Genomic DNA, 22,748 nt, shown 5'->3' on the forward strand with positions numbered 1-22,748 from the left:
AAAATTTTATAATACAAAAAGATTACAAAAGAAATTAAAAGGTATGGCTCCTATTGAATATAGAAGCCACACCTTAGTAGCATAATTTTATATTATTTACCCTGTCTACTTGACAGGGGGCGGTTCATAAAGCTAGTCACTTTTATTTTAAAAATATACATTCTTAGGTTCACTTATCTTAATATACTCATTTATATTAAGATAATATTCTCCATTATACTCTATTTTTCCTAATACCTTAACCCATTGCCCTTCCTGAAACTTCTCATCTGCCATTGATTTAACTCCAATTATAAAAGAGTCTGCAGCACAACAATTCATTTCTTCTCTTGCTAAAATGAATTTATCACCTTCATATTTATATACAAATCCAGTAAAAATTATATACTTACCTAAAAACTCTTCTCCTCTTTCCTCTAACTCTTCTAAAATATAATGTGTTTCATGATTAATTTCTATAGCATTATGAGAAATAACATTATTAAAATTATTTCCGTTAACCTCTTCATCTATATTATGACTCCTAAATACTAATAGCACGGATACAACTAAGGTAATAACTATTGGTAAAAACTTAATAGAAACATCATCTCTAGAATTAAAAGTAAAAACTTTAGCAATCTGTACTATAATTAAAATTGGCAATACAATTAAGACTATGTTTAAATTTTTAGCACTTTTTTCACTAAGAAAATTATATATATCCCCTGTTATCATTAGAAAAGAAACTAAGGATAATATTAAAATTAATATTAATAATGATATAAATTCATTTACATTAAACTTCCTCATATTACTCCTCCTAATAAACTAAGAATTAAGGAAGAGATAAACACTACCAGAATTATTACTATAACTAAAGTAATAGTAAAAGATTTTTTAAAGTACGAATTTAAAATTATAGTATTTTTTAAATCTATCATAGGTCCCAATATTAAAAATGCTGATATTGCTGGCACTCCAAAATACTCTAAGAATCCTCTTGCTATAAAAGCGTCTGCTTCTGAACAAAGAGATAATAAAAAAGCTAAAGCCATCATAATTAATATAGGCAAGATCCCTTTATTAGAGTAATTTAATAATGTCTCTTCTTTTACTAAGACAATAAACATACTAGATAAAAATGACCCAAAGATGTAATACCTTAAAATATTTAAGAATTCTTTACTACCATGTTCTAAACATAATCTAACTTTAGACTTTCTATTAAAATAATCTATTACTTCACATCCACAGTCACAACTACTTTCATAGATGCTACTTTCCCTAAATATATTTTTATTTTTCTTAGTTATAAGAGACATTATAATCCCAATTACAATTGAAATTATCATTCCACCAACTACCCTTATTAAAACTATATTGATAGATTTAAAGGCATAAAATGTAGATGCAATAACTACAGGATTTACTATTGGCACAGAAAGCATAAATACTATAGCTACAGCTATTGGAACTCCTTTTTTCATTAAACTTCTAGCAATAGGAACTATAGCACATTCACAAATTGGAAGTACAAGTCCAAGCAAAGCAGCTATAATTATAGATATAAAACTACTTTTAGGTAAAAACTTTTTTACTATCTCTTCGGAAATAAACACTTGAATTAATGATGATATTAAGGCCCCTATTAAAATAAATGGCATAGCCTCCAATATCATACTTATAAAAATATTAGCCCATCTAATCATTTAATTTTACCTTAAAAAGAGATTTAAGACTTTCAAAAAATAAATTCCTTTTAAAATACTTACTATTTTTTATCATTGTATCCATATCACTTATTGAGGGTATAGTAATTATAGGTGAGTTAGTATTGATTTCTTTTATAAGATTAATAATTTCATCACCTTTTTCTTTGCTTATTAATTCCATATTATTAATTATTAAAATCTTACTTCCTTGAATAAAAGGTATAATAATTTCCCCTATATTTTTAATATAGACTATCATATCCTTAGCATCCCCTATAAAATATCCCCCATAAAATTCTATATATTTTTTTACACTCTTATCATTACATATATCACTTATAATATCTACTGATAAAGTTCCATTATACTCAACAATAATTCTATCAAAAGTACTAGTCCCTAATTCTCTTATTATTATCTCCTTTAAATATTTTATATCTTCTATATAAATAACTTTATTGTTACTTATTTCTTTTATTATCGTATTACCTTTTTCTAATAGAATGATTAATATCTTTTCATCCTCACATATCCCACTTTCTAAATAAGAGTTAATAAAATTACTTTTCCCGCTTCCTAAAAAACCAAATACAAACTCTAGCTTAATCTTCATATTATTAACTAAAAAATTTTTTCAGTTCCTCCTTATTTAAATTTACTCCTATAAATGAAATAACACTATCTATCTTGTTATTCATTTCTCTTACTTCAAACTCATCACCAGCAAAGTCAAACTGCCCGCATGTTCCTTCTTTGAGCCTAATTATACCCTTAGCTCTAATAACATCTCCATAAGCCTTAGAAGATGATATAAAGTTAAATTTTGATTTTAATTCTGCTTTAGAAAAAATATCTTTAGGATAAATAGCATAACTTTCAAATATATCTTTAGCTGAAGTTTTTTCTTTAATTATTCCCTTTAAAGAAGCTTTAAAATTTGAATTTTCTATTTTTAGTTTTTCATTATTTAGTGATTCATTAAATATATCACTAGCTTTTAAATTAATATAAGGCTTTTTAATAATTTCTGACCTTGAATTAATGCTTTTTATATTATTTTCTATTTTAGATAAACTTTCCTTATCTATATTTTCAACTCTACTTATCACTATTTTTTTTGCATTTTTTATTTGATCTATATAGAATTCCTTAAAATTTGTAATATAAGAATAATATTTTTCTGGATTAATTACTGTAATTAAATTATCTATCGCTACTTTATCTCTTAATTCTATATCCTTAAAAACCTTAATAATATCTGTAAGCTTGGCTACCCCTGAAGGTTCAATAATTATTCTATCTGGCTTATACTTTTCAATAACTTCAATGCAAGCTTTTTTAAAGTCTCCTGTTACCTCGCAGCATATACATCCTGAATTTATTTCTCTAATTTTAATATTTGTATCTCTAAGAATTAATGAGTCAATACTGACTTCACCAAACTCATTTTCTATAATTGCAATATTTTCATTATATGCTCCACTAGATATTAACCTTTTTATAAGAAGTGTTTTTCCAGCCCCTAAAAACCCAGAAAATACATCTACTTTTACTTTCATACTCCACCTCAAAAACATAATTACTCTAAACATTTTATGAAAATTTCATTCCTTTTATTACTTTAACTAAATCAATTTCAAAGTTGTTAACTAATTAAGAAGTCATTAAGATACAATTTGAATTCTATTTTCCCCTTATTTTAATATATATTACATTTTTATGTAAAATATTGTATAATATAATTGATAATATTTTTAAGGGGGCAATATGGATAGAACTTATTTAAAATCTAAATCAAAGCAACAATTAAAAGAAAACTTAGTAATTTCAATAATTACAGTATTTATAGCTAGTATTTTTATTGATGCATCTACACTTAAAAATGGTGTAACCTTCTTTTATGGTGATGGTTCTTATATTTACTTAGATTTATTGACAATATTATTTGCTGGAGTATTTACTACAGGTCTTAATAAATTTCTATTAAAAATAGTAAAAAATTCAAGTACTCCAGAAATAGGGGATTTGTTTTCACACTTTAATATTTATTTAAAAACTCTAGGCTTATACGTTGTTATTGCTGTAATCGGATTTATTGGAACTTTATTATTTATAATCCCAGGGATTATATTGTTAATAATGTTCTCTCAATCATTCTTTATCTTAGCAGAAGATCCATCTAAATCAATTAAAGATTGTATGGTAGAAAGTCAAAAAATGATGTATGGTCATAAATCAGAATATTTTGTACTTCAACTATCCTTTATTGGATGGTATCTATTAACTGGGATAACTCTAGGTATTGCTGGTTTTTGGGTGAATCCTTATGTTAAAATAACAAATGCTAATTATTATCTGGAAATTAAGTAAATAAAAAATCCCCTACTTTATTGTAGAGGAAAAGTGAGACTACAATTCTTTTTATAATTTTAGTTCAACTTAATTAAATAGTTTTAAACAAATTAAATTATAAATTATTCAATGTTAATAATTAATGGGGCTATCCTTTCGATAGCCCCATTTTACTAATTTAGAACAAATTATAACCTAACCCGTTAATTGTTCCTTATTAATTTTTAATTGCTTTGTTGAGTTCCTTTTAAACTTAAGTTTTCAAAAGAATTTGTTAAGATATACTGTCCTTCGCCAACTTTAATATATTTTAATAAAACTTTATCTCCAACCTTGCTTAAAGCTACTTCTCTTGATGTTTCAGTTGAAACAGTAAATAAGCTTTCATTACCTTTTAATTTAATATCGTAGATACTTGTTCCATCTTTAACTACTAGTCCTATTCTCTCGATCTCACCTTCTAAAGCCTCTTCATTATTACTTCCTTCTAAAGAAATATTAGTGTTAGTTAATCCTTCTAAATATTTATTTAATGTAGATTGAAGAGAATCACCTACACCAACTATATTATAGTTTTTAACATTAACCATAGCATATTGTTTAACTAATCCATTTGAATCCTTTAAAGTCATGAAATAAGTAGGTTCATTTTGAATATTTATTAAATAAGGTAATGTTGCAGTATAACCAAATTGTTGAACTTTACCTTCTGCTGATTTCATACTTGCATTTTCAGTAGCACCTGATGTTTTATACATACTAGTTTCACCAGTTCTTGTATCTGTTAAAGTGAATCCTACTAATCCTTCATCATTCCCCACTGAAGTTACTCCTGTGAAGTAATAACAGCTATCATTATTATAAATTAAGTTCATATCCTCTGTAGTCTTTAACTTATTCTTATCACTAAAGTTAAATACTCCATGAACAAGTTCTCCCCACTTATCTATATAATTCTTTATATATCTTTTGGGTTGAATTCTATCTATCCATTTAGGAGCGTTTTCTATATCATATACTTCTGAATCACCAGTTTGAGCGTCTAAAACTACTACACCTGTAGCCTTTGATTCTGTAAACCCTATTGCAGTATCATATCTAGTAATTACCCAGTATGGTCTTCCTTCATCATTTAATTCAAAAGTAAAATCTGTATGGCCAGCCTTCATATCTCTTAAGTAAACAGCTCTATCTAAGTCACTAAACAGATATGCAGATTCTAAATATTTAATTTTTATTTCTTCTCCATTTAATTCAGTAATTAATTGAACATCACTTTCATTAGTTGCACTAACCTTTATATAGCCAGTAGTTCCTTTACTATTAGTTAACCATTTAAAGAAAGAAGAATGTTCTAATGGAGCAACATAATAAAGTTGTCCATTTACACTTTGCATAGTTAATTCACCAATTGTAACCTGACTACCTAAACTAGGAATCTCTCCAAGCTTCTTATCAGCTAATTTATAAGCTACATCATCATCTATTATTGGAAGTTGTTTTAAATCTATATGATCAATTTCATTACTAAATTCAACATCTTCTACTTCACCAATTAAATTCCTGTGGGCTTTATAACTTACTATTGGACTAAATACTATTGAAGTAATTATATATACTAAAGCTACAAGTACTGCTGCTACCCCGTACTTTTTATTAAAAGTTACAAAGGCGTATATACCTGTAACAATTACAAAAATTCCTACGATATAGAATATACTTAAACTAAAATCTAATATCAACTTACTATTAAAAGCTAATACTATTGCTGATATTATATAAGCTAAAATTAAAAAGCCTATATATTTTTTAAATGATGCCTTTTTTTGCGCAAAATCTCTGATATTTTCCATTTGTATCCCCCTAATCATTTTTATATATGGTTTATATTATATATAATATAGTATATTATACCTCTTGTAAAGTTATTTCTTCACATTTAACATATTGTTTATATTTGAAATAAAAAAACTCCATATGGAGTTTCCTAAATAAATTTTTTAGTATAAATTACGTCAATATTTTTTAATTTCTAATTAGAAATGAGCTGTATTAATACAGCTCATTAAATCAAATTATTTATATTGTTTTAAAATTTTATAACCATGTACTATTTGCCCCATTGATTATTAGTAGCTGTCTTTTCAGCTCCATGAGACTTATGTTTCTTATCTTTGCTTTGTGAATTTTCTTTATTATTAGACATGCTTAACACCTCCTACAGCATAATTATATTTTATCCTTTTATCAAAATATAATTCTGTAAAAAAGTGGTTATGTAAGAATAAAGTATTTACTATGTATAATTAATTTCTGTATATTATAAACACCATGTAACAAATATAAAGTAAAACTAAAATTAAACCTTTTATTTTCCCTAAATTAAGCTTTTCTTTTTTTCCTGTAAACATGAATAAGCCTAAGATTATAGCAATAAATATTAAAAATATCATATCTACTATAAGAGAACTACTAACAATTATCGGATTAATTGCAGATGATACTCCTAATATTAATAATATATTAAAAATATTAGATCCCAATACATTTCCAACAGCTATATCATTTTCTCCTTTTATAGCAGCTATAATTGAAGTTACAAGCTCAGGTAATGATGTACCCATTGCTACTATAGTTAATCCAACTAACTTATCACTTAATCCAAAAGAATATGCTATGCTACTAGCCGAATTAACAACTAAGTTTCCTCCAATAACTATTCCAATAATTCCAATTATTATTCTAACAATTGATGCTCCTACTTTATATTCTGTATTATCTTCATCCTCTTCTTCTACACCGCTAGTTTTAGCAGTCTTAATTAAATAAAAAATGTATACAATACAACTTAGTAATAATATTATACCTGAAACCCTTGATAATGCTGCTTCTTTATTAAAAAGAGTCCTTCCGAATGTTAATATTAATAATCCCAATGACACCACTATATTAACTAAGTAATCCTTAAACATTGTAGACTTTTTAATAATAATTGGCATAATTATAGCAGTTACACCTAAAACCATCAATGTATTAAATATATTCGATCCTAAAACATTTCCAATAGCGATTCCATTATTTCCTTCAATTGAAGATATTAAGCTTACTGCAAGTTCTGGTGCACTAGTTCCAAGAGATACAATTGTAAGCCCTACGATTATTGGAGGTATTTTAAATTTTTTTGCAATATTTGAAGCACCATCTACAAATATATCTGCTCCTTTTATAAGTAGTGCAAATCCTAGTATTAAAATTAAATATTCCATATTTTCTCCTTAGATTATAAAAAAGTTTACTTATATACCTTTGCTTATTACGTTATTTCTCTCCAATTAACACAAACTTACATATGTCAACTAGAATACTCAAGTAAGGAAATTATAATAATTAATTCATATGGTTAGCTTTTTATAATTTCCTAAAAGAATAGAATAAGGTAACCCACTAATAGATTACCTTAAAATCTTATATTTTATTAGTATGTTGAATTACTTTTAGTTCCTTCACATATCGCAATAGATGCTGAAGCTCCTATTCTACTAGCTCCATTTTCTATCATAAGCTCTGCATCTTCTAAACTTCTAACTCCACCAGAAGCCTTAACACCTAATTCTTCTCCTACAGTTTCTCTCATCAGCTTAATATCTTTTGCTGTAGCTCCACCAGTACTAAATCCTGTTGAAGTTTTTACAAAATCAGCGCCAGCTTCTTTTGATAACTTACATGCTGTTACTTTTTCTTCATCAGTTAATAAACAAGTTTCTATTATAACCTTTGTTAAGGCTTTGCCTTTTGCAGCATTAACAACAGCTTCTATATCCTTTTTAACGTAATCTAAGTTTCCTTCTTTTAGCTTACCTACATTAATAACCATATCTACTTCAGTAGCACCTTTTTTTATTACATCTTCTGTTTCAAAGGCCTTTACTTCTGTAGTAGTTGCACCTAAAGGAAATCCTATAACAGTACAAACCTTTACATCGCTACCTTTTAACATTTCAGCTGCCTTTTCTACCATAGAAGGATTAATGCAAACTGAAGCAAAATTATATTCTAAAGCCTCTTTACAAAGTTTTTCTACTTCCTTTTCTGTAGCTTCTGGCTTTAAGATAGTATGGTCTATCATTCTTGCTAAATCATTTTTATTCATTTAAGAATCTCCTCTCGAAACGTTATTTTTGTATTTCTAAATATTAATTATATAAGAAATTTATATATAATTAAAGCAAATTTTAAAATAAAGTTAATTGTTCTATAGTATTTTCTTTAAAAGAAGATATCGTGACTCCTATTAATCTGATATTCTCCTTTATATCCTCATTCATTAGTATTTCTTCACATGTATTATATATTTCATTAAAATCATTGGTATAATGATTTAAAGTTTTACTTCTCGTATGGTTTATAAAACTTTCAGTCTTATACTTTACAGTTATAGTTTTTCCATAAACACTTTGATTTATTAAGTAATTACTTATTTCCTTTGAAAAGTCCTTTAAGTATAACAATAATTCTTCCTTATCAGTAGTATCTGATTTTAAAGTCCTCTCTTTTCCAAAAGACTTTCTATCTCTTACAGGTATTACTTCTCTATTATCTATACCACGTATCCTATCATAAATTTCAACTCCATATTTCCCTAAATATTCTATATAGAACTCCTTAGGCATTTCATATAGATCTTGCACTGTAAAAATCCCCATATTATTTAGCTTTTCTACTGACTTTTTCCCTAATCCATAAATTTTTGAAACTGGAAAAGGCATAAGCAGCTCTGGCATCATTTCTTTATCTATTATCATTATACCATTAGGTTTATTCCAGTCTGAAGCAAGTTTTGCTAAAAACTTATTATACGATATTCCAACAGAAATAGTTAAACCAACTTCTTTTAAGACTCTAAACTTAATATATTTAGCAGCTTCAAGTCCACTCTTAAACTTACTATCTGTAATATCTAAGTATGCTTCATCTATAGATAGAGGTTCTATAATAGATGTTACCTCTCTTAATATATCAAATACTCTACTTGATACTTCCTTATATCTATAAAACCTTGTTCTAACAAATATACCATGAGGGCATAATTTTCTCGCAATAAATACAGGCATAGCAGAATGTACTCCATACTTTCTAGCCTCATAAGAGCATGTAGAAACTACTCCTCTTTCACTAACTCCACCAACTATAACTGGCTTTCCTCTTAGTGACTTATTATCAAGTTGTTCTACAGATGCAAAAAAAGCATCCATATCTACATGTAAAATTATCCTTTCCATCACTTCTCCCTTTAGGCTAAAGCTTCTGCAAACATTCCCTTATTCTTAGATTTAATTAAACAATATACTCCTTGAGCTAGTAATTCATCTATATAATTTCTATTATCTCCTATTGTGTTAAATGAAATAATTGAAATAGCTATAATTGTTCTAAATCCCTTATCCATATAGTATTCATACTCACTTTCTTCTTCACAAAGCATATCTACTACATCTTCTATTAAATCAATACTTTTTCTCATATCCCTATTAGATAATACACCTAATAAAGGTAAGAATTGCTGAGCTATTTTAATATCTCTTTTTTCCATTTGTAATATAAACTCTATAGTCTTATACATATGACCTGAAGAACCATTTAACATTATAGCATTAGTTAAACTTTGTATTCCATTTTTTGATTTAATCTTTAAATTAGTAATGTTATTATATATTGTTTCTATAAACTCATCTATTGTAGTAACATCAATATCATTCAATGCCCACAGTGCACATACTAAATAATCATCTTCTCCAGTTATATTGTAATACTTTTCTTTTAATAATATAAATACTTCCTTCATTTTTTTAGAAATTTTTAACTTGTCCATATTTTTACCATACTTAGCTATTACAAATGCCGTTAAAACTAAATAATCACATTCATTAAATCCTTCTTCGATAAGTAAGTCCATGACTTCATATATATCATTTATTATTCTTGCTTCTTCATTTTCTAAAGCTATTAACAAAGATAAAATATATAATGTTTCCCCTCTAAAAGGTGATACTCTAGATGATGTGTCTTTTATATATCTTCTTATTTCTTTTACTTTATCAAAAGGTATCTCTTTATTGTTATGTGCAAATACTAAAGATGCAAGATGATTTATTAAATCCCCATCATTTCTTAATTTTGCTTTTGCACTTCTGTAGTTGTTAATTGTCAGAGCTATTCTGTCTTTGAGAAGTTTCTCCATATTAATACTCCCTCACTTTACTCTATGAATATTAAATTCCTCACCCTTATTATACTATAATTTATGTGTCAGTATCATAACAAAATTATAACAATTTATTTAAAATAAAATTTATAACAATTTATTCAAGATAAAAATTAGCCAAGGTAAGCTTAACTTATCTTGGCCCTTTTTACTTATCCTTTGTTTTTCTTAAGGATTAGCAGCAACAGAATAATAATGCTAAAGCAGCAAACCCAAAGCCGCAGCCTCCAAATCCACAGCCTCCAAAGCCACCTCCAAAGCCACATCCCCCAAATCCTCCACAGCCTCCAAAGCCGCAGCCTCCTCTAAAATCACATCTTGAATCACATTTTCGTGATTCAAATACGCTACCATTTTTATCAAAGATAAATATTAACCTTACAGTTCTATCATTATCTTCTAAAAAGATTTGTGGAAAATCACATAAGAATTGTGATAATACAGGACTGAAAGATCTAACTATGATAGCAAATTCTTGTTCTCTAGAACTAGAAGAAATGCTATTACAGCAACTTGAATTATTAAATTTACTACCTTCATTACTAAAACTGAAGTTATCAAAGTCTTCTCTAAAATTGTCAAAACTCTCATTATCAAAATCAGAATTATTAAAATCTCTACATGGATTTCTTCTTATAATTCTAATAGGAGTAGATAATGCTACTACATCATTACATGGGAAAGCTGGTGGGCATAATACTCCATCACAACCAGTTACTATAATATTTATCTTAATCCCATCACCACAGATACATTTAGGTAAATTTCTTCTTATTTTAATACCTATACACTTATCTGCGCAAATAACTAGATTAAACTCATTACACATGCTATTAATCCTTTTTAAACAAACCTTCATTAGTAAATCCCCCTTTTTTATCTAAAGTGTCTTTACTATATCCTATGAGAAATATTAATATATTCTCTAAAAAAAGAGAATTTGAATAAAAAAAATATTAATGGTAATAATAAAAAAGGATACGATAATTAGTGTCCTCTGTATATTATGAAAAAAGAATGGGTCTTTCAGTAGACCCATTCTTTTTTATAAATTACTTCTAATTGCTTAGCTCGAAGCGACTGAATACGGAAGTAATTTCACTTAATCATAATATTTTAAATTTTTGTTTTATAAATATTTTAGTTATGTTATAATAACCTTGATATTATAATTGTTTTATACAATATTTCTTAATAAAAGGAGTTTTAATTATGGGTTTCAAAGATAAAGTAAGCAAATATTTTACTGATGCATATATGCAAAAGTACGGAGATAGAATGACTAGTACTGCTGGTACTGTTTTATCTGTTAAAATTGAAGAAAAGAACATATTAGGTATTTTCAGAAAATTAAATGCAATCATTTTACTTAAGCCAGATGCAGGTAAGGGTGTAGTTAAAACTCAATACAAAGTAAGAAAGTGGTTTAAGAAACCAGCTTTTATAGATGTTAAACAAGGTCATAAAGTTATTATTATGGGAATTGAAGGTGAAAAAGGTAAGGCCGATTCTGAAATAATCACTATTTCTAACATTTTAAATTTAACTACTAAAAAAGACCTGCACCCATTTGATCATAGCCAAATAAAGAAGGCTAGACAACAAGCAACTAAGATGAGAACAAGATAAGAATTAAAGAATGAAATAATGAAAAATTTAAAAAATGAAAGTTAAAACTCCTATGGAGTTTTAAAATAAAGAGGTTGCCTCAGGGCAACCTCTTTATTTATTATTTTATTGTGATTTTGGAAAAATCACTTCCATAATTCTTTCATTATTTCATTTCTTAGCAACTTAGAACAAATTGCATCCTCAACTGTTAATTATTAATTGTTAATTGCTAATTGAAAACAACTACTTCTGTTTCTTCTATTGCTTTATTAACTAATTCATCTATATTTAATACTTCTTCAGATTTTTTAATTAAATCTAATCTTGGTTTTGTTTTTGGATGTTTTGGAACAAATATAGTACAGCAATCTTCATATGGAAGTATTGATGTTTCATAAGTTTCTATTTCTCTTGCTATATCCATAATATCTGTTTTATCCATTGCTATTAATGGTCTAAATACTGGTCTATCAGCACAATCATTACTTACAATTAAACCTTCCATAGTTTGACTAGCAACTTGACCTATGCTTTCACCAGTTGCAACTGAATGTATATTGTACTTATCTGCTAAAGCACAAGCTACTCTCATCATAAATCTTCTCATTATAATAGTAAGCTCATCTTCTCTGCATCCATTTATAATTGCCATTTGTATTTCTGTGAAAGGTACAATATGAAGATTTACCCTTTCAGTGTAAGTAGATAATATCTTAGCTAAATCCTTAACCTTATCTTTTGCTCTTTCTGAAGTATAAGGGTGACTATGATAATAAACGCAATGTAACTCTACACCTCTTCTAGCCATTAAATAACCTGCTACAGGTGAATCTATACCTCCAGATAACATAAGCATTGTACTTCCATTAATTCCATAAGGAAGGCCTCCAACACCTTTAATCTTATCTTTTGTTATATATATATATGCTTTTTCTCTTATTTCTATATTTACTAGACACTCTGGATTTTTAACCTTTACCTCAAGTCCATTCATATTATAAACTACAAAAGCTCCAACTTCTTTAGATGTTTCTAAAGAATTCTTAGGGAATGCTTTATTAGCTCTATTTGTTTCAATCTTAAAGTTCTTTGGATTAGCTTCTCTAACCTTATTTAAAGCTTCTTCCTTAATTGCTTGCATATCTCTTTCAACTTCAGTAACTATGCATACTTCTGCTACCCCAAAAACTTTTCTTACTCTTTCAGTAGCTTCTTCAATATTTTCAGCTTTAATAAAATATCTACCTTGATCTGAAATTAAAGAATATTCTATTCCCTTTAGCTTTTTCTTAATATTATCTCTTAATTTCTTTTCAAACTTATTTCTGTTTAATCCTTTTAAAAATATTTCAGATGCGTACTTAACTAATATTAGTTGATTCATTTTTTTACTCTCCTTAAAAATCTTAATGAGTTTTTTAAAACTTCTACAGTTTTATCTATATCTTCTTTAGTGTTAAACTTTGAGAATGAGAACCTTATAGCACTTTCAACTTCTCCTTTGCTTAATCCTAAAGCTTTAATAACATAACTACCTTGTACTGAGCTAGTCTTTGAAGTACATGCAGAACCTGTAGCTACAAATATATTATTTTCTTCAAGTAAATGAAGTAATACTTCAGCACGAACTCCAGTGAAAGATACATTTAAAATATAAGGCGTAAAATCTTCACCTAGTGGGCTATTTATTCTAATATTATCTATTTCACTAAGTTTATTTACCATATATTCTTTTAATTCACTAACTTTTTTATAACTATCATTAATATTTTCCATAGTTATTTCTGCTGCTTTATAAAATCCTATGATTCCAGGAACATTTTGAGTTCCACCTCTTACTCCACTTTCTTGACTTCCACCATGTATCAATGGATTTAATACTAATCCTTTTTTAATATAAGTAAACCCAACACCTTTTGGTCCATGAATCTTATGTGAAGATGCAGTTAACATATCTATGTTCATTTTTTTCACATCTATATTAAGTTTACCAAAGGATTGGACAGCATCTACATGAAATCTAGCTCTACTAGATTTTTCTTTTATTACCTTACCTATTTCCTGTAAATCTTGTATCGCTCCCATTTCATTATTTACATGTACAATAGAAACTAAGACAGTTTCCTTCGTAATAGAATTTTTAATATCTTCTATAGAAACCCTGCCATTACTATCTACGTTTAAATATGTAACTTTAACTCCATTCTTTTCAAGCTCTTTATATGTCATTAAAACAGAATGATGTTCAAAAACAGTAGTTATTATATGATGTCCTGGCTTAGCTAGTCCTTTTATTATTAAATTATTACTTTCACTTCCACCTGAAGTAAAGTATATTTCTTCCTTAGATGCATTTATACATTTTCCTATAAATTCTCTAGCTTCATTTATCTTTCTTTCTGATTTTATTCCAAGACTATGAAGTGAAGATGGATTACCATAATATTCTTCCATTCCCTTAGCAATTTCATCTATTACTTCTTTATAGGGTTTTGTAGTTGCACTATTGTCTAAATAAATATCCAAAGTTAGTCCTCCCACTATCAATTTGTATATTCAATTAATTATTATAAATACAAATTATATAATAATTAAAAGAAAGATATACATAATAGATTTTAAACATACTATAACAAATTTCAATAAATAAATAAAGTTTTTTCTTATACATATATATATGTTTCAATCAATAATCTACATCTGTAGTCTTATAACAAGATAAGTTTAAACATTCTTTAGTAAAATATTAAAATTGAAAGCATCTATACTTTTATCAAAATAAAAAAGGCTATATTTAAATAGCCTTCATGCAAGATATGAAACTTTTATAAGGAGATTTACTCCATAGCTACGAATTCAACACTTTCAACATCTTTTACTTTTGATAAACCTTCCATTAAGGTTGTTAAATCTCCATTAATAGATGCAATATTAATAGTTAAACTCACATTAGCTTTTTTATTCATAGGGATTCCTTGATTTATAGTAATTATACTTCCACCTTCTTCAGAAATATAATTTAAAATACAAGAAAGTACTCCCTTATTATCATTTATCATCATATTTAATGTTACTTTTTGACCTACTTCTGTTTCAGCAAGTTCAAAAACAGTTTCTTTATACTTATAGTAAACACTTCTACTTATATTTACTGTTTTAGCTGCTTCAGTAACATCCTTTACTTTACCTTCCTTCAGTAACCTTTTAGCATCTACTACTTTTTCGTATACATCTGGAAGTGATCTTTTATCTACAATTAGAAAATTACCTTTCATTAATTAGTACCACCTTTAAATACTGTTGCCCCCAAGTTATCTATAGATAGTTCCTTAATGCTCCAAGGAATATTCTCATCCTTGATAAAAGTATTAAGCTTATCTAGAAAATCTTCATTGTCATTTTTAATAATTGCCATTATAGTTGGCCCTGCCCCGCTTAAAAAACAACATAAAGCATCTAAATCCATACATTTATTATATACTAAATTATAATTTTTTATTAATGGACTTCTATATTTTTCATGTAAGGCATCTTTGCAGCAATACTTTAAAAGATCGAATTTACCACTAATAAAACTAGAAATCATCAAAGATACTCTACTAACATTATAAACAGCATCTTTAAAGTCTACTTCAACTGGTAGTACTTTTCTTGAAGAAGATGTAGATAGTTCAAAATCAGGTACTAAAGCAATAAAGCTTAGACCTTCTTTTATATTAATCTTATTGTAATATACTTCCCCATCTTCAACTACTGACACTATCATATCCCCAAAGAATGCTGGTGCAATATTATCTGGATGACCTTCTATTTCTACCCCAATTTTGAAAAGTTCTTCTATACTTAAAGGATTATTCATTATGGCATTTGCACCTAATAGTCCTGCAACTATACAAGTAGAGCTTGATCCAAGCCCCCTTGATATAGGTATATTTTCTTTAACTAAACCAATTTTTAATCCCTTAGGCTTGTATTTACATTTTTCAAAACATGTTTCCATAGCTTTATAAACTATATTATCTGTATTAGAAAATTCCTCTTTAAATCCATAAAAGCTTATACCTTCATTTACTTCCGAAAATTCAAATTCATTATATAAATTAAAAGCTATACCTAAAGAATCAAAACCTGGCCCAATATTGGCAGATGTTGCAGGTACCTTAACTCTAAACATTAGGCTCTTCCTTTAAATAATTTAAAAGTGCACCTTTAAGTTCATTTGCTTCTGACTTAAAGTTATGAAGAACTGCCTTTTTATCTAAATCCTTTAAGTTATTTGGTATTGGAATCTTACATTGTTCATTTAACTTTTTAATAACTTCAAAATCATCTAATTCTTCAACATCAATACCTAAAGCCTTAGTAATGCTTCTTGGGAACTTATATGGACTTGCTGTTGAAGCAATTAAGTATGGTGTAGTATCATTAGTTTCCTTTTGATACTTTTGTAATACAACATATCCTACTGCAGTATGTGTATCAACTAAATAGCCCTCTTTTTCATATAAATCTTTTATTGCATTATAAACTTCATCTGTGCTAGCACTTTCTCCATAGAAGTCCTTTAAGAAATCTTTTATGTTAGTACTAACTTCATATACGCCCTTTTCATTTAAATCCTTCATTAATGATTTAACTATATTCTCGTCCCTACCACTAGCTTCAAATAATAATCTTTCTAAATTGGATGAAACTAAAATATCCATTGAAGGAGATTCAGTTAAGATAAGTTCCCTTCTCTTATCATATACACCCTCATTAAAGAAGTCAGCTAGAACCTTGTTTTCATTAGATGCACATATAAATTTAGCAACAGGAAGCCCCATTTCCCTTGCATAATATGATGCTAGTATGTTACCAAAGTTTCCAGTAGGGACTACTACATTTATTTTATCCCCCAATTTTATTTTTTGCTTATTGACTAATTGAAAATATCCATAGAAATAATAAATAATTTGTGGTACTAATCTACCAATATTTATAGAATTTGCAGAAGATAATCTAAAGCCCATATGTAATAACTCTTCTTTAAATTCATTATCCCCAAATATTTCTTTTACTCCTCTTTGTGCATCATCAAAGTTTCCATTAATCCCAACTACTCTAACATTTGCCCCTTCTTGAGTAACCATTTGTTTTTCTTGAACTGCACTAACCCCATCATTTGGATAATAAACCATCACCCTAAAACCATCTACGTCGCTAAAACCTTCTAAAGCAGCCTTACCTGTATCCCCTGAAGTAGCTGCAAGTATTACTATTTCTTCCTTAACGTTAAGCTTTTTCTTAGCTAAGCTCATTATTTGTGGTAAGAATAATAATGCAGCATCTTTAAATGCAGAGGTTGGCCCATGATAAAGCTCTAAAAAGTTTTTTTCTTCTACTACTTTAAACCTATTAGTATATGCTTTGCTTATTGCAGTTTTAATTTCTTCATCAGTAAAATCAGTAAAGAACTCTTTTATAACTTCAAAAGAAATTTCCTCATAAGTCATATTAGACTTATCTTTTACCTTATCAAAAAGGTTAGGAAAACTTAAAGGTACATATAGCCCGCCGTCCTTAGATATTCCATTTATAATTGCTTGTGAGGAAGTAATATCTTTTTCTCCCCCTCTGGTACTTGTAAACCTCATAAAATCGCCCCCAAACCATGGTTTAGTTCCCTTAAAAAATATATTATCATGTTTTCAATCTATATACAAGTGTTTTTATTAGAGATACACTCTTTCTTTTTAATGTAAACATTTAACATTTTATAAAGTTAGTAACCACTCTACTCGCCTTATAAATAATAAGAAATTAAGAGTAATAAAAAAAGCACATGCCATTTATATTTAACATATGCTTATATCCATCTTTAGAGTTTACGATTTCCAAAACAATCATTTATCATCAAATCAAAATAATTAAATACCTTTACTAAATCATTTAATTGTTCTTGAAACACTTTTAATGATTTCCCTTTATACTGAAGTTGGATGCTTTCATTAACTTTTTCTATTTCCTTCATCATTACATTTATTCTAATAGATATAAGATTTTGCCCTTCAATAATAGAGCCCAATTCCATTGAATCATAAACTGCTTTTTCAATAATATATATGTTTCAATAAGTAACCAACATTTTTAGTACTTATGTTATTTTAAGTAAAAAATACTTTTAAAGTAAACTACATCAATTGAAAGCATATATATCATTTAATTTTTATATAAGTTGTCAAACTATTTCAATTTCTTAAATATTTTTAGTATGAAGTATAAATTAATAAAATATAAAAACTTTATTGCAACTTATATACTATTAAAATATTCTCTCATATTGTAAATTCCTAAATTATAGAGTTCTATAACGTTAATATCACTATAAATCGAATCTATAATCGGAATAATTTTCTCCTCTGAACTATTAATATTGGCTACTATATAACTAGGAAATATTTCTGCAATAGTTCCATGATAATTCTTTATTTCTTCAGTTTCCCATTCATTATACCCAGTTGATATTACTTTTATATATGTTGATGTTATATTTTTGTCCATAACTGATTTAATCTTCACTATTGAATATTTAAAATCTTCAATTGCGGTACTCATTTTTCTTAATACAGTATGTGCTCTATTTATAAGGTCAGTAAAATCTGAAATAATATTTTCAGAAAAGGTATTTGCTGCTTCCTCTACCTGCAAATCATATGCCTCAATCACATCTTTTACATCATCAAATATATGATTTTCTTCTAAGTAAGCTTTGTAATTATTTGCTATATTACTAATATTATATTCCCCAGTCATATTTCCATTTTCAATACTTTTACTTAACCATTTATCTGCACTGGTAAAATTATCTGCAACTCCTTGAGCCATTTTGGCTATACTTATTATTTTATTTTCTATTTCAATTACATTTTTTTCTTCAATTTCAAGTACTTCAGAAATAGAATTAACTATTCCATCATTTTTTCCTGAACGTAGTCCTGTTCCTTTAAAAGCCTCCTTTGCTTTACTTAAAAATCCATTAGTAATATTTACAAAGGCTTGTGCTATTTCAGATATAATATCAAACTTATATACTTGCAGCTCACTTGAACCCCTTGTATAATATGTGAATTCCCCTGTTGCAGTTATTTGATGATGTAAAATATTAGCTGATTGCTGTAAATCTTCAATGTAATTAATTATTTCATATTCATCAAATTCAGTTCCATCAAGAAACCACTTACGTCCACCACTAGAACCCCATCTATCAAATTTACGAGTTATATTGTACATATTAAATACACTTAATTGTTCAAGTATATTTTTATTTTTAACCAAATTCCCATGAGAATTATTTATTTGCGTTATTAATTTATTTAAACCTGCATTATTAAGTCCCTCAATAATACCTTCACTTAAATTATCTTCTCTCGTACTTCTATCTTGTTTAATTGATTCATTCTTTGTTTTACATAATTTTATGGCACGTTTTATCCAACTTATTTCATCAGCAGCCATTTTTCCCTCTAAATTATCTTTTAAAAAGGTAAATGCTGAAGGGGTTATTTTAATTGTAGTTCCATTTCCACTATATAATCCGCCTTGTCCAAAAAGATTTTTAACAAACAAATCTTCAGTTGATAAAGATAAATCAACCTTCTCATCTCCATTAAAATCAACAGATAATACAATAGGTCCATCTAGTTCTTTCATTTTAGAAAGTAATACTTTTGAAATATTTTCTTGTTCTTCTTTTCCCTTAAAAAACTCTATTCCATGACCGAGACCATTATAAAACATCACTTCTTCTCCAATGTAAAACCCGTTTGCAAAATCAGCTGCAGAATTTAATAGATCTCTTTCAGTTACAAACCTTGTGACTTTACCATTATACTTTTTTACTTTATCTTTTATTAAAAATATATTTCCTATCCCATCTTTAGTAGGCAATACATATAAAGGTGCTCCATTATAAGTGGCAACTAAAGGTATATTATGATTAATTCCAGCATATACAGATAATGCCCCACCTAATGAATGACCTGTAGATTGTGCAATGTTATATCCTTTTTCCTTCAAATCATTAATAAATTTATTTGCTTCATACATATACGCAGAATTTGGGCTATTTTGAGAAAAGGCTAACCCAGCATCTGTAATTATATCTTTTACAAATTCTTTAGTTCCATTTCTATCATTAGTCCCAGCAAATCCAATGATCGTTTCTCCTGTATTTGTATCTAAAAAAGCACATCCACTTGAGCCATAGGATTTATCTAAGTATGCATCTATTAATTTTAGGTTTTTAGGGAACATGCCTTCACCTTGTAGCTCCTTAATTTCTTTATCTATAGATTTTATACTATAACCTTGGTATAACCAAACTTCCACTTTATAACTTATTTCGGAAATATAACTAGTATTCTCCATGACACCTATTCCTCACTACTCACATTTTCAGATGTATCACTCTTCTTGAAACTCATATTAGCCTTGAAATAATTATTATTTTTATCATCCAAACGTATCCATAGTGATAAGTAACTAGTAGTTTTCCATGGTGTCCCATTTCCCATAAAGTCCAATATTAGATTATTTTCATCCATAACCACATCAGGGTAAAGCTCTTTTATCTTTTTAATATTTTTATCTTCAGCTGTTAATTTATAAGTTGCTCCATATAGTGGAACTTCTTCATTATAAAAAATATCTTTAGATTTTAGTGTATTTAAATATTCTCTATCTATAGATATAAATTCATACATAATTTTGAAATTAGATAATTCTTCTACAATGGATGCTTCCATATTTTTATCAACAAAATGAAGACCATCTTTATCATAATAAATTGGATATTCTATATCCTCTATAGTTTCTTCATCCTTTATGACACTTTTTATAAAAATTCCTTTTGCTTCCTTTGTATTTCTATTAAATCTTATAATAACACCTATCTTTTCATCTCCTTTTTCACTTATTGAATATTTATAAGATGATAATTGCCAAGTACCTAAGTCACCAGCTTTCAAATCGCTTCCATTGCCATTCTTATCATATAACACTGTTAAATCTTCTGTGGGAAACATATTTACGAATTCAGCAAATTTACCTACAATTTCTTTATCACTTGGTTTATTAATAACATTTGAACATCCGGTTATTGATATCATAATTAATACACCTCCTACTAATAAAAGTAATAGTTTTTTTATATTTAATATTTTTCTAAGCAATATATCAACTCCTTTACAAACACTCTTATCTATATTATGTATTATATGTAATTTATAGTAAATTTAACATTCTAGAATAGAGACTACGAACAAAATCTCACTATTTATTTATATAAAATGCACTTTATAATTTATTGTAATCCCTATAATTAATACTCAATAAGGATATCCCTTAAACTATATAATTTCATGATTCTTAAATTTTATTATATAGAAGAATTTATTTACAATCTCAGTATATTCCGAATTTGAATTGATTCCATTAAAAACTATCCCCACACCTGTAATTACATCCTTTGCAAATTCCTTAGCTCCATTTCTATATTAGTCCCAGCAAATCCAATGATCGTTTCCCCTGTATTTGTATCTAAAAATGCACATACACGTACCCATATGATTTATCTAAGAAAGTATCAATTAACTCTAGATTTTTAGGAAATTTCCCTTTACCTTGTAGCTTTATAATCATTTCTTTTATCGATTCTATATCATAACCATTATATAACCACTTCTCTATTTGATAACTTATATCAGATATATAACTAATATTCTCCATAAAATTTATTTTCCACTAATACTTTCTTGAAATTCATCACTCTTCTCAAAAGCCATCATAGCAGTAAAGTAATTATTATGCTTATCATCTAAAAATATATTGAACGTCACATAACCAGTAGTTGTCCAAAGAGTTCCATGCCCTTCTAAGTCTAATGTAAGGTTATTTTCATCCATAGTCATTTCAGGATAAAGTTCTTTTATCTTTTTAATATTTTTATCTTCAGTTGTTAGTTTATAAGTCGCTCCATAGAGTGGAACTTCTCCATTATAATAAAATTCTTTAGCTTTTAAGGTGTCTAAATATTCTCTACCTACAGATAGATATTCATACATCATTTTAAAATTAGACAACTCTTCTACAAGTGATTCTTCTAAATTTTCATCAATAAAATGAAAACCTTCTTTATCATAATATATAGGGTATTCTATGTCCTCTATAACATCCTCACCATTTTTAATAGTTTTGTAAAATCTCCCCTTAGATTCCTTTGTATTTCTATTAAATCTTATATCAATGCCTATAATTTCCCTACCTTTTTCACTTCTTGAATATTTATCCGTGGATATTAGCCAAGTTCCCAAATCATCAACTTTCAAATTGCTTCTATTTCCATCTTTATCATATAATACTGTTAAATCTTCTATTGGAAACATATTTACAAACTCACCAAATTTACCTTCAATTTCTTTATCACTTGGTCTATTAAAAACATTTGAACATCCTGTGATTGTTGTCATAATTAATAATCCCATTATAAATAACAATATCCTTCTTATATTTCCTATAAACAATTTATCAGCTCCTTAGCCAGCTATTTTAGTTATATTATGTGTTAAGTGTAAATTATAGTCAATATAATCCTTATAATTAGATTAATTTGTTCTAATTATGAAACTATATTGAAAAACCCTCGTTTTAAAAAACAGAGGGTTTTCAATCTAACTAGGACTGTTTTAAAAAGCAGCCCCAATTTTTTATTTTCTATTATGCAAACAGCCGAAATTAAGAATTAAAAATGAAGAATTGTTGATTTAATTCTTACAGAATTACCAAAATTA

The 22,748-nt window shown here is 27.4% G+C and carries 23 protein-coding genes; 3 read left to right on the forward strand and 20 right to left on the reverse strand.

Annotation, left to right across the window (positions count from 1 at the left end):
- The coding region (locus GPX08_RS10345) for an IS3 family transposase (protein WP_156626869.1) at nt 1–85 on the forward strand (85 nt) is incomplete at its 5' end.
- Nucleotides 86–147: 62 nt separating this feature from the next.
- Here the strand turns inward: GPX08_RS10345 and GPX08_RS10350 are convergent.
- From GPX08_RS10350 to GPX08_RS10365, 4 genes are read right to left on the reverse strand one after another with little or no spacing between them, the layout of a single operon-like run.
- Complete coding sequence (locus GPX08_RS10350; RefSeq protein WP_156626737.1) at nt 148–792, reverse strand: membrane-spanning protein; 645 nt, start codon at nt 790–792, stop codon at nt 148–150.
- Nucleotides 789–1,691, reverse strand: a complete 903-nt coding sequence (locus GPX08_RS10355) for a permease (RefSeq protein WP_156626738.1) — start codon at nt 1,689–1,691, stop codon at nt 789–791. Before GPX08_RS10355 ends, GPX08_RS10350 begins: the two co-directional genes overlap by 4 nt.
- The gene (locus GPX08_RS10360) at nt 1,684–2,307 is read right to left on the reverse strand and encodes a hypothetical protein (protein WP_156626739.1); all 624 of its coding nucleotides are present in this window, start codon (nt 2,305–2,307) and stop codon (nt 1,684–1,686) included. The genes GPX08_RS10355 and GPX08_RS10360 overlap by 8 nt, the downstream gene beginning before the upstream one ends.
- 4 nt (nt 2,308–2,311) lie before the next feature.
- Nucleotides 2,312–3,253, reverse strand: a complete 942-nt coding sequence (locus tag GPX08_RS10365) for a GTP-binding protein (RefSeq protein WP_156626740.1) — start codon at nt 3,251–3,253, stop codon at nt 2,312–2,314.
- 208 nt (nt 3,254–3,461) lie between these two features.
- On the opposite strand from GPX08_RS10365, the gene GPX08_RS10370 reads away from it, so the two are divergent.
- Nucleotides 3,462–4,064 carry a DUF975 family protein gene (locus GPX08_RS10370; RefSeq protein WP_156626741.1) on the forward strand — a complete coding sequence of 201 codons (603 nt, stop codon included), beginning with the start codon at nt 3,462–3,464 and terminating at the stop codon, nt 4,062–4,064.
- A gap of 206 nt (nt 4,065–4,270) precedes the next feature.
- Here the strand turns inward: GPX08_RS10370 and GPX08_RS10375 are convergent, their stop codons facing one another.
- The 6 genes from GPX08_RS10375 to GPX08_RS10400 form a co-directional block, all read right to left on the reverse strand.
- Nucleotides 4,271–5,899: a cell shape-determining protein gene (locus GPX08_RS10375; RefSeq protein ID WP_156626742.1), complete on the reverse strand. Its 1,629-nt coding sequence runs from the start codon at nt 5,897–5,899 to the stop codon at nt 4,271–4,273.
- Between the two features lie 453 nt (nt 5,900–6,352).
- Nucleotides 6,353–7,312, reverse strand: coding sequence for a calcium/sodium antiporter (locus GPX08_RS10380; protein WP_156626743.1), 960 nt, complete (start codon nt 7,310–7,312; stop codon nt 6,353–6,355).
- A gap of 209 nt (nt 7,313–7,521) precedes the next feature.
- On the reverse strand, nt 7,522–8,196 hold the full coding sequence (gene deoC / locus GPX08_RS10385) for a deoxyribose-phosphate aldolase (protein WP_156626744.1): 675 nt from the start codon (nt 8,194–8,196) through the stop codon (nt 7,522–7,524).
- Nucleotides 8,197–8,278: 82 nt separating this feature from the next.
- Complete coding sequence (locus GPX08_RS10390; RefSeq protein ID WP_156626745.1) at nt 8,279–9,325, reverse strand: DNA polymerase IV; 1,047 nt, start codon at nt 9,323–9,325, stop codon at nt 8,279–8,281.
- Between the two features lie 11 nt (nt 9,326–9,336).
- The gene (locus GPX08_RS10395; protein WP_156626746.1) at nt 9,337–10,284 is read right to left on the reverse strand and encodes a DUF4003 family protein; all 948 of its coding nucleotides are present in this window, start codon (nt 10,282–10,284) and stop codon (nt 9,337–9,339) included.
- Nucleotides 10,285–10,483: 199 nt separating this feature from the next.
- A complete protein-coding gene (locus GPX08_RS10400; protein WP_156626747.1) occupies nt 10,484–11,167 on the reverse strand; it encodes a hypothetical protein in 684 nt (227 codons plus the stop codon).
- A 353-nt stretch (nt 11,168–11,520) separates the two neighbouring features.
- On the opposite strand from GPX08_RS10400, the gene GPX08_RS10405 reads away from it, so the two are divergent.
- Nucleotides 11,521–11,937: a hypothetical protein gene (locus tag GPX08_RS10405; RefSeq protein WP_156626748.1), complete on the forward strand. Its 417-nt coding sequence runs from the start codon at nt 11,521–11,523 to the stop codon at nt 11,935–11,937.
- A 211-nt stretch (nt 11,938–12,148) separates the two neighbouring features.
- On the opposite strand, the gene thiI is transcribed toward GPX08_RS10405, so the two are convergent.
- The 10 genes from thiI to GPX08_RS10455 form a co-directional block, all read right to left on the reverse strand.
- On the reverse strand, nt 12,149–13,303 hold the full coding sequence (gene thiI, locus GPX08_RS10410; protein WP_156626749.1) for a tRNA 4-thiouridine(8) synthase ThiI: 1,155 nt from the start codon (nt 13,301–13,303) through the stop codon (nt 12,149–12,151).
- Nucleotides 13,300–14,445, reverse strand: coding sequence for an aminotransferase class V-fold PLP-dependent enzyme (locus tag GPX08_RS10415; RefSeq protein WP_156626750.1), 1,146 nt, complete (start codon nt 14,443–14,445; stop codon nt 13,300–13,302). Before GPX08_RS10415 ends, thiI begins: the two co-directional genes overlap by 4 nt.
- A 311-nt stretch (nt 14,446–14,756) precedes the next feature.
- Nucleotides 14,757–15,194: an ACT domain-containing protein gene (locus tag GPX08_RS10420; RefSeq protein WP_156626751.1), complete on the reverse strand. Its 438-nt coding sequence runs from the start codon at nt 15,192–15,194 to the stop codon at nt 14,757–14,759.
- Complete coding sequence (locus GPX08_RS10425; protein ID WP_156626752.1) at nt 15,194–16,093, reverse strand: homoserine kinase; 900 nt, start codon at nt 16,091–16,093, stop codon at nt 15,194–15,196. Before GPX08_RS10425 ends, GPX08_RS10420 begins: the two co-directional genes overlap by 1 nt.
- Complete coding sequence (locus tag GPX08_RS10430) at nt 16,086–17,555, reverse strand: threonine synthase (RefSeq protein ID WP_156626753.1); 1,470 nt, start codon at nt 17,553–17,555, stop codon at nt 16,086–16,088. Before GPX08_RS10430 ends, GPX08_RS10425 begins: the two co-directional genes overlap by 8 nt.
- 224 nt (nt 17,556–17,779) lie before the next feature.
- Nucleotides 17,780–17,992, reverse strand: coding sequence for a hypothetical protein (locus tag GPX08_RS10435; protein ID WP_156626754.1), 213 nt, complete (start codon nt 17,990–17,992; stop codon nt 17,780–17,782).
- A 221-nt stretch (nt 17,993–18,213) separates the two neighbouring features.
- Nucleotides 18,214–20,328 (reverse strand): hypothetical protein, encoded by a 2,115-nt coding sequence (locus tag GPX08_RS10440; protein WP_156626755.1) that lies wholly within the window; start codon nt 20,326–20,328, stop codon nt 18,214–18,216.
- 5 nt (nt 20,329–20,333) lie between these two features.
- Nucleotides 20,334–21,068, reverse strand: coding sequence for a Csa1 family protein (locus GPX08_RS10445; RefSeq protein ID WP_156626756.1), 735 nt, complete (start codon nt 21,066–21,068; stop codon nt 20,334–20,336).
- 430 nt (nt 21,069–21,498) lie between these two features.
- Complete coding sequence (locus GPX08_RS10450) at nt 21,499–21,687, reverse strand: hypothetical protein (protein WP_156626757.1); 189 nt, start codon at nt 21,685–21,687, stop codon at nt 21,499–21,501.
- Nucleotides 21,688–21,692: 5 nt separating this feature from the next.
- Entirely contained in the window at nt 21,693–22,481 is a 789-nt protein-coding gene (locus GPX08_RS10455; RefSeq protein WP_156626758.1) for a Csa1 family protein, read from the reverse strand.
- Nucleotides 22,482–22,748 lie beyond the last annotated feature (267 nt).

Source organism: Clostridium tertium (assembly GCF_902652255.1).
Classification (GTDB): Bacteria; Bacillota; Clostridia; order Clostridiales; family Clostridiaceae; genus Clostridium; species Clostridium tertium_A.

Bases quoted from the DNA above. Each gene is read 5' to 3' on its own strand.
- GPX08_RS10350 (WP_156626737.1), bottom strand. From the start codon at position 792: ATGAGGAAGTTTAATGTAAATGAATTTATATCATTATTAATATTAATT.
- GPX08_RS10355 (WP_156626738.1), bottom strand. From the start codon at position 1,691: ATGATTAGATGGGCTAATATTTTTATAAGTATGATATTGGAGGCTATG.
- GPX08_RS10360 (WP_156626739.1), bottom strand. From the start codon at position 2,307: ATGAAGATTAAGCTAGAGTTTGTATTTGGTTTTTTAGGAAGCGGGAAA.
- GPX08_RS10365 (WP_156626740.1), bottom strand. From the start codon at position 3,253: ATGAAAGTAAAAGTAGATGTATTTTCTGGGTTTTTAGGGGCTGGAAAA.
- GPX08_RS10370 (WP_156626741.1), top strand. From the start codon at position 3,462: ATGGATAGAACTTATTTAAAATCTAAATCAAAGCAACAATTAAAAGAA.
- GPX08_RS10375 (WP_156626742.1), bottom strand. From the start codon at position 5,899: ATGGAAAATATCAGAGATTTTGCGCAAAAAAAGGCATCATTTAAAAAA.
- GPX08_RS10380 (WP_156626743.1), bottom strand. From the start codon at position 7,312: ATGGAATATTTAATTTTAATACTAGGATTTGCACTACTTATAAAAGGA.
- deoC (WP_156626744.1), bottom strand. From the start codon at position 8,196: ATGAATAAAAATGATTTAGCAAGAATGATAGACCATACTATCTTAAAG.
- GPX08_RS10390 (WP_156626745.1), bottom strand. From the start codon at position 9,325: ATGGAAAGGATAATTTTACATGTAGATATGGATGCTTTTTTTGCATCT.
- GPX08_RS10395 (WP_156626746.1), bottom strand. From the start codon at position 10,284: ATGGAGAAACTTCTCAAAGACAGAATAGCTCTGACAATTAACAACTAC.
- GPX08_RS10400 (WP_156626747.1), bottom strand. From the start codon at position 11,167: ATGAAGGTTTGTTTAAAAAGGATTAATAGCATGTGTAATGAGTTTAAT.
- GPX08_RS10405 (WP_156626748.1), top strand. From the start codon at position 11,521: ATGGGTTTCAAAGATAAAGTAAGCAAATATTTTACTGATGCATATATG.
- thiI (WP_156626749.1), bottom strand. From the start codon at position 13,303: ATGAATCAACTAATATTAGTTAAGTACGCATCTGAAATATTTTTAAAA.
- GPX08_RS10420 (WP_156626751.1), bottom strand. From the start codon at position 15,194: ATGAAAGGTAATTTTCTAATTGTAGATAAAAGATCACTTCCAGATGTA.
- GPX08_RS10425 (WP_156626752.1), bottom strand. From the start codon at position 16,093: ATGTTTAGAGTTAAGGTACCTGCAACATCTGCCAATATTGGGCCAGGT.
- GPX08_RS10430 (WP_156626753.1), bottom strand. From the start codon at position 17,555: ATGAGGTTTACAAGTACCAGAGGGGGAGAAAAAGATATTACTTCCTCA.
- GPX08_RS10435 (WP_156626754.1), bottom strand. From the start codon at position 17,992: ATGGAATTGGGCTCTATTATTGAAGGGCAAAATCTTATATCTATTAGA.
- GPX08_RS10440 (WP_156626755.1), bottom strand. From the start codon at position 20,328: ATGGAGAATACTAGTTATATTTCCGAAATAAGTTATAAAGTGGAAGTT.
- GPX08_RS10445 (WP_156626756.1), bottom strand. From the start codon at position 21,068: ATGATATCAATAACCGGATGTTCAAATGTTATTAATAAACCAAGTGAT.
- GPX08_RS10450 (WP_156626757.1), bottom strand. From the start codon at position 21,687: ATGGAGAATATTAGTTATATATCTGATATAAGTTATCAAATAGAGAAG.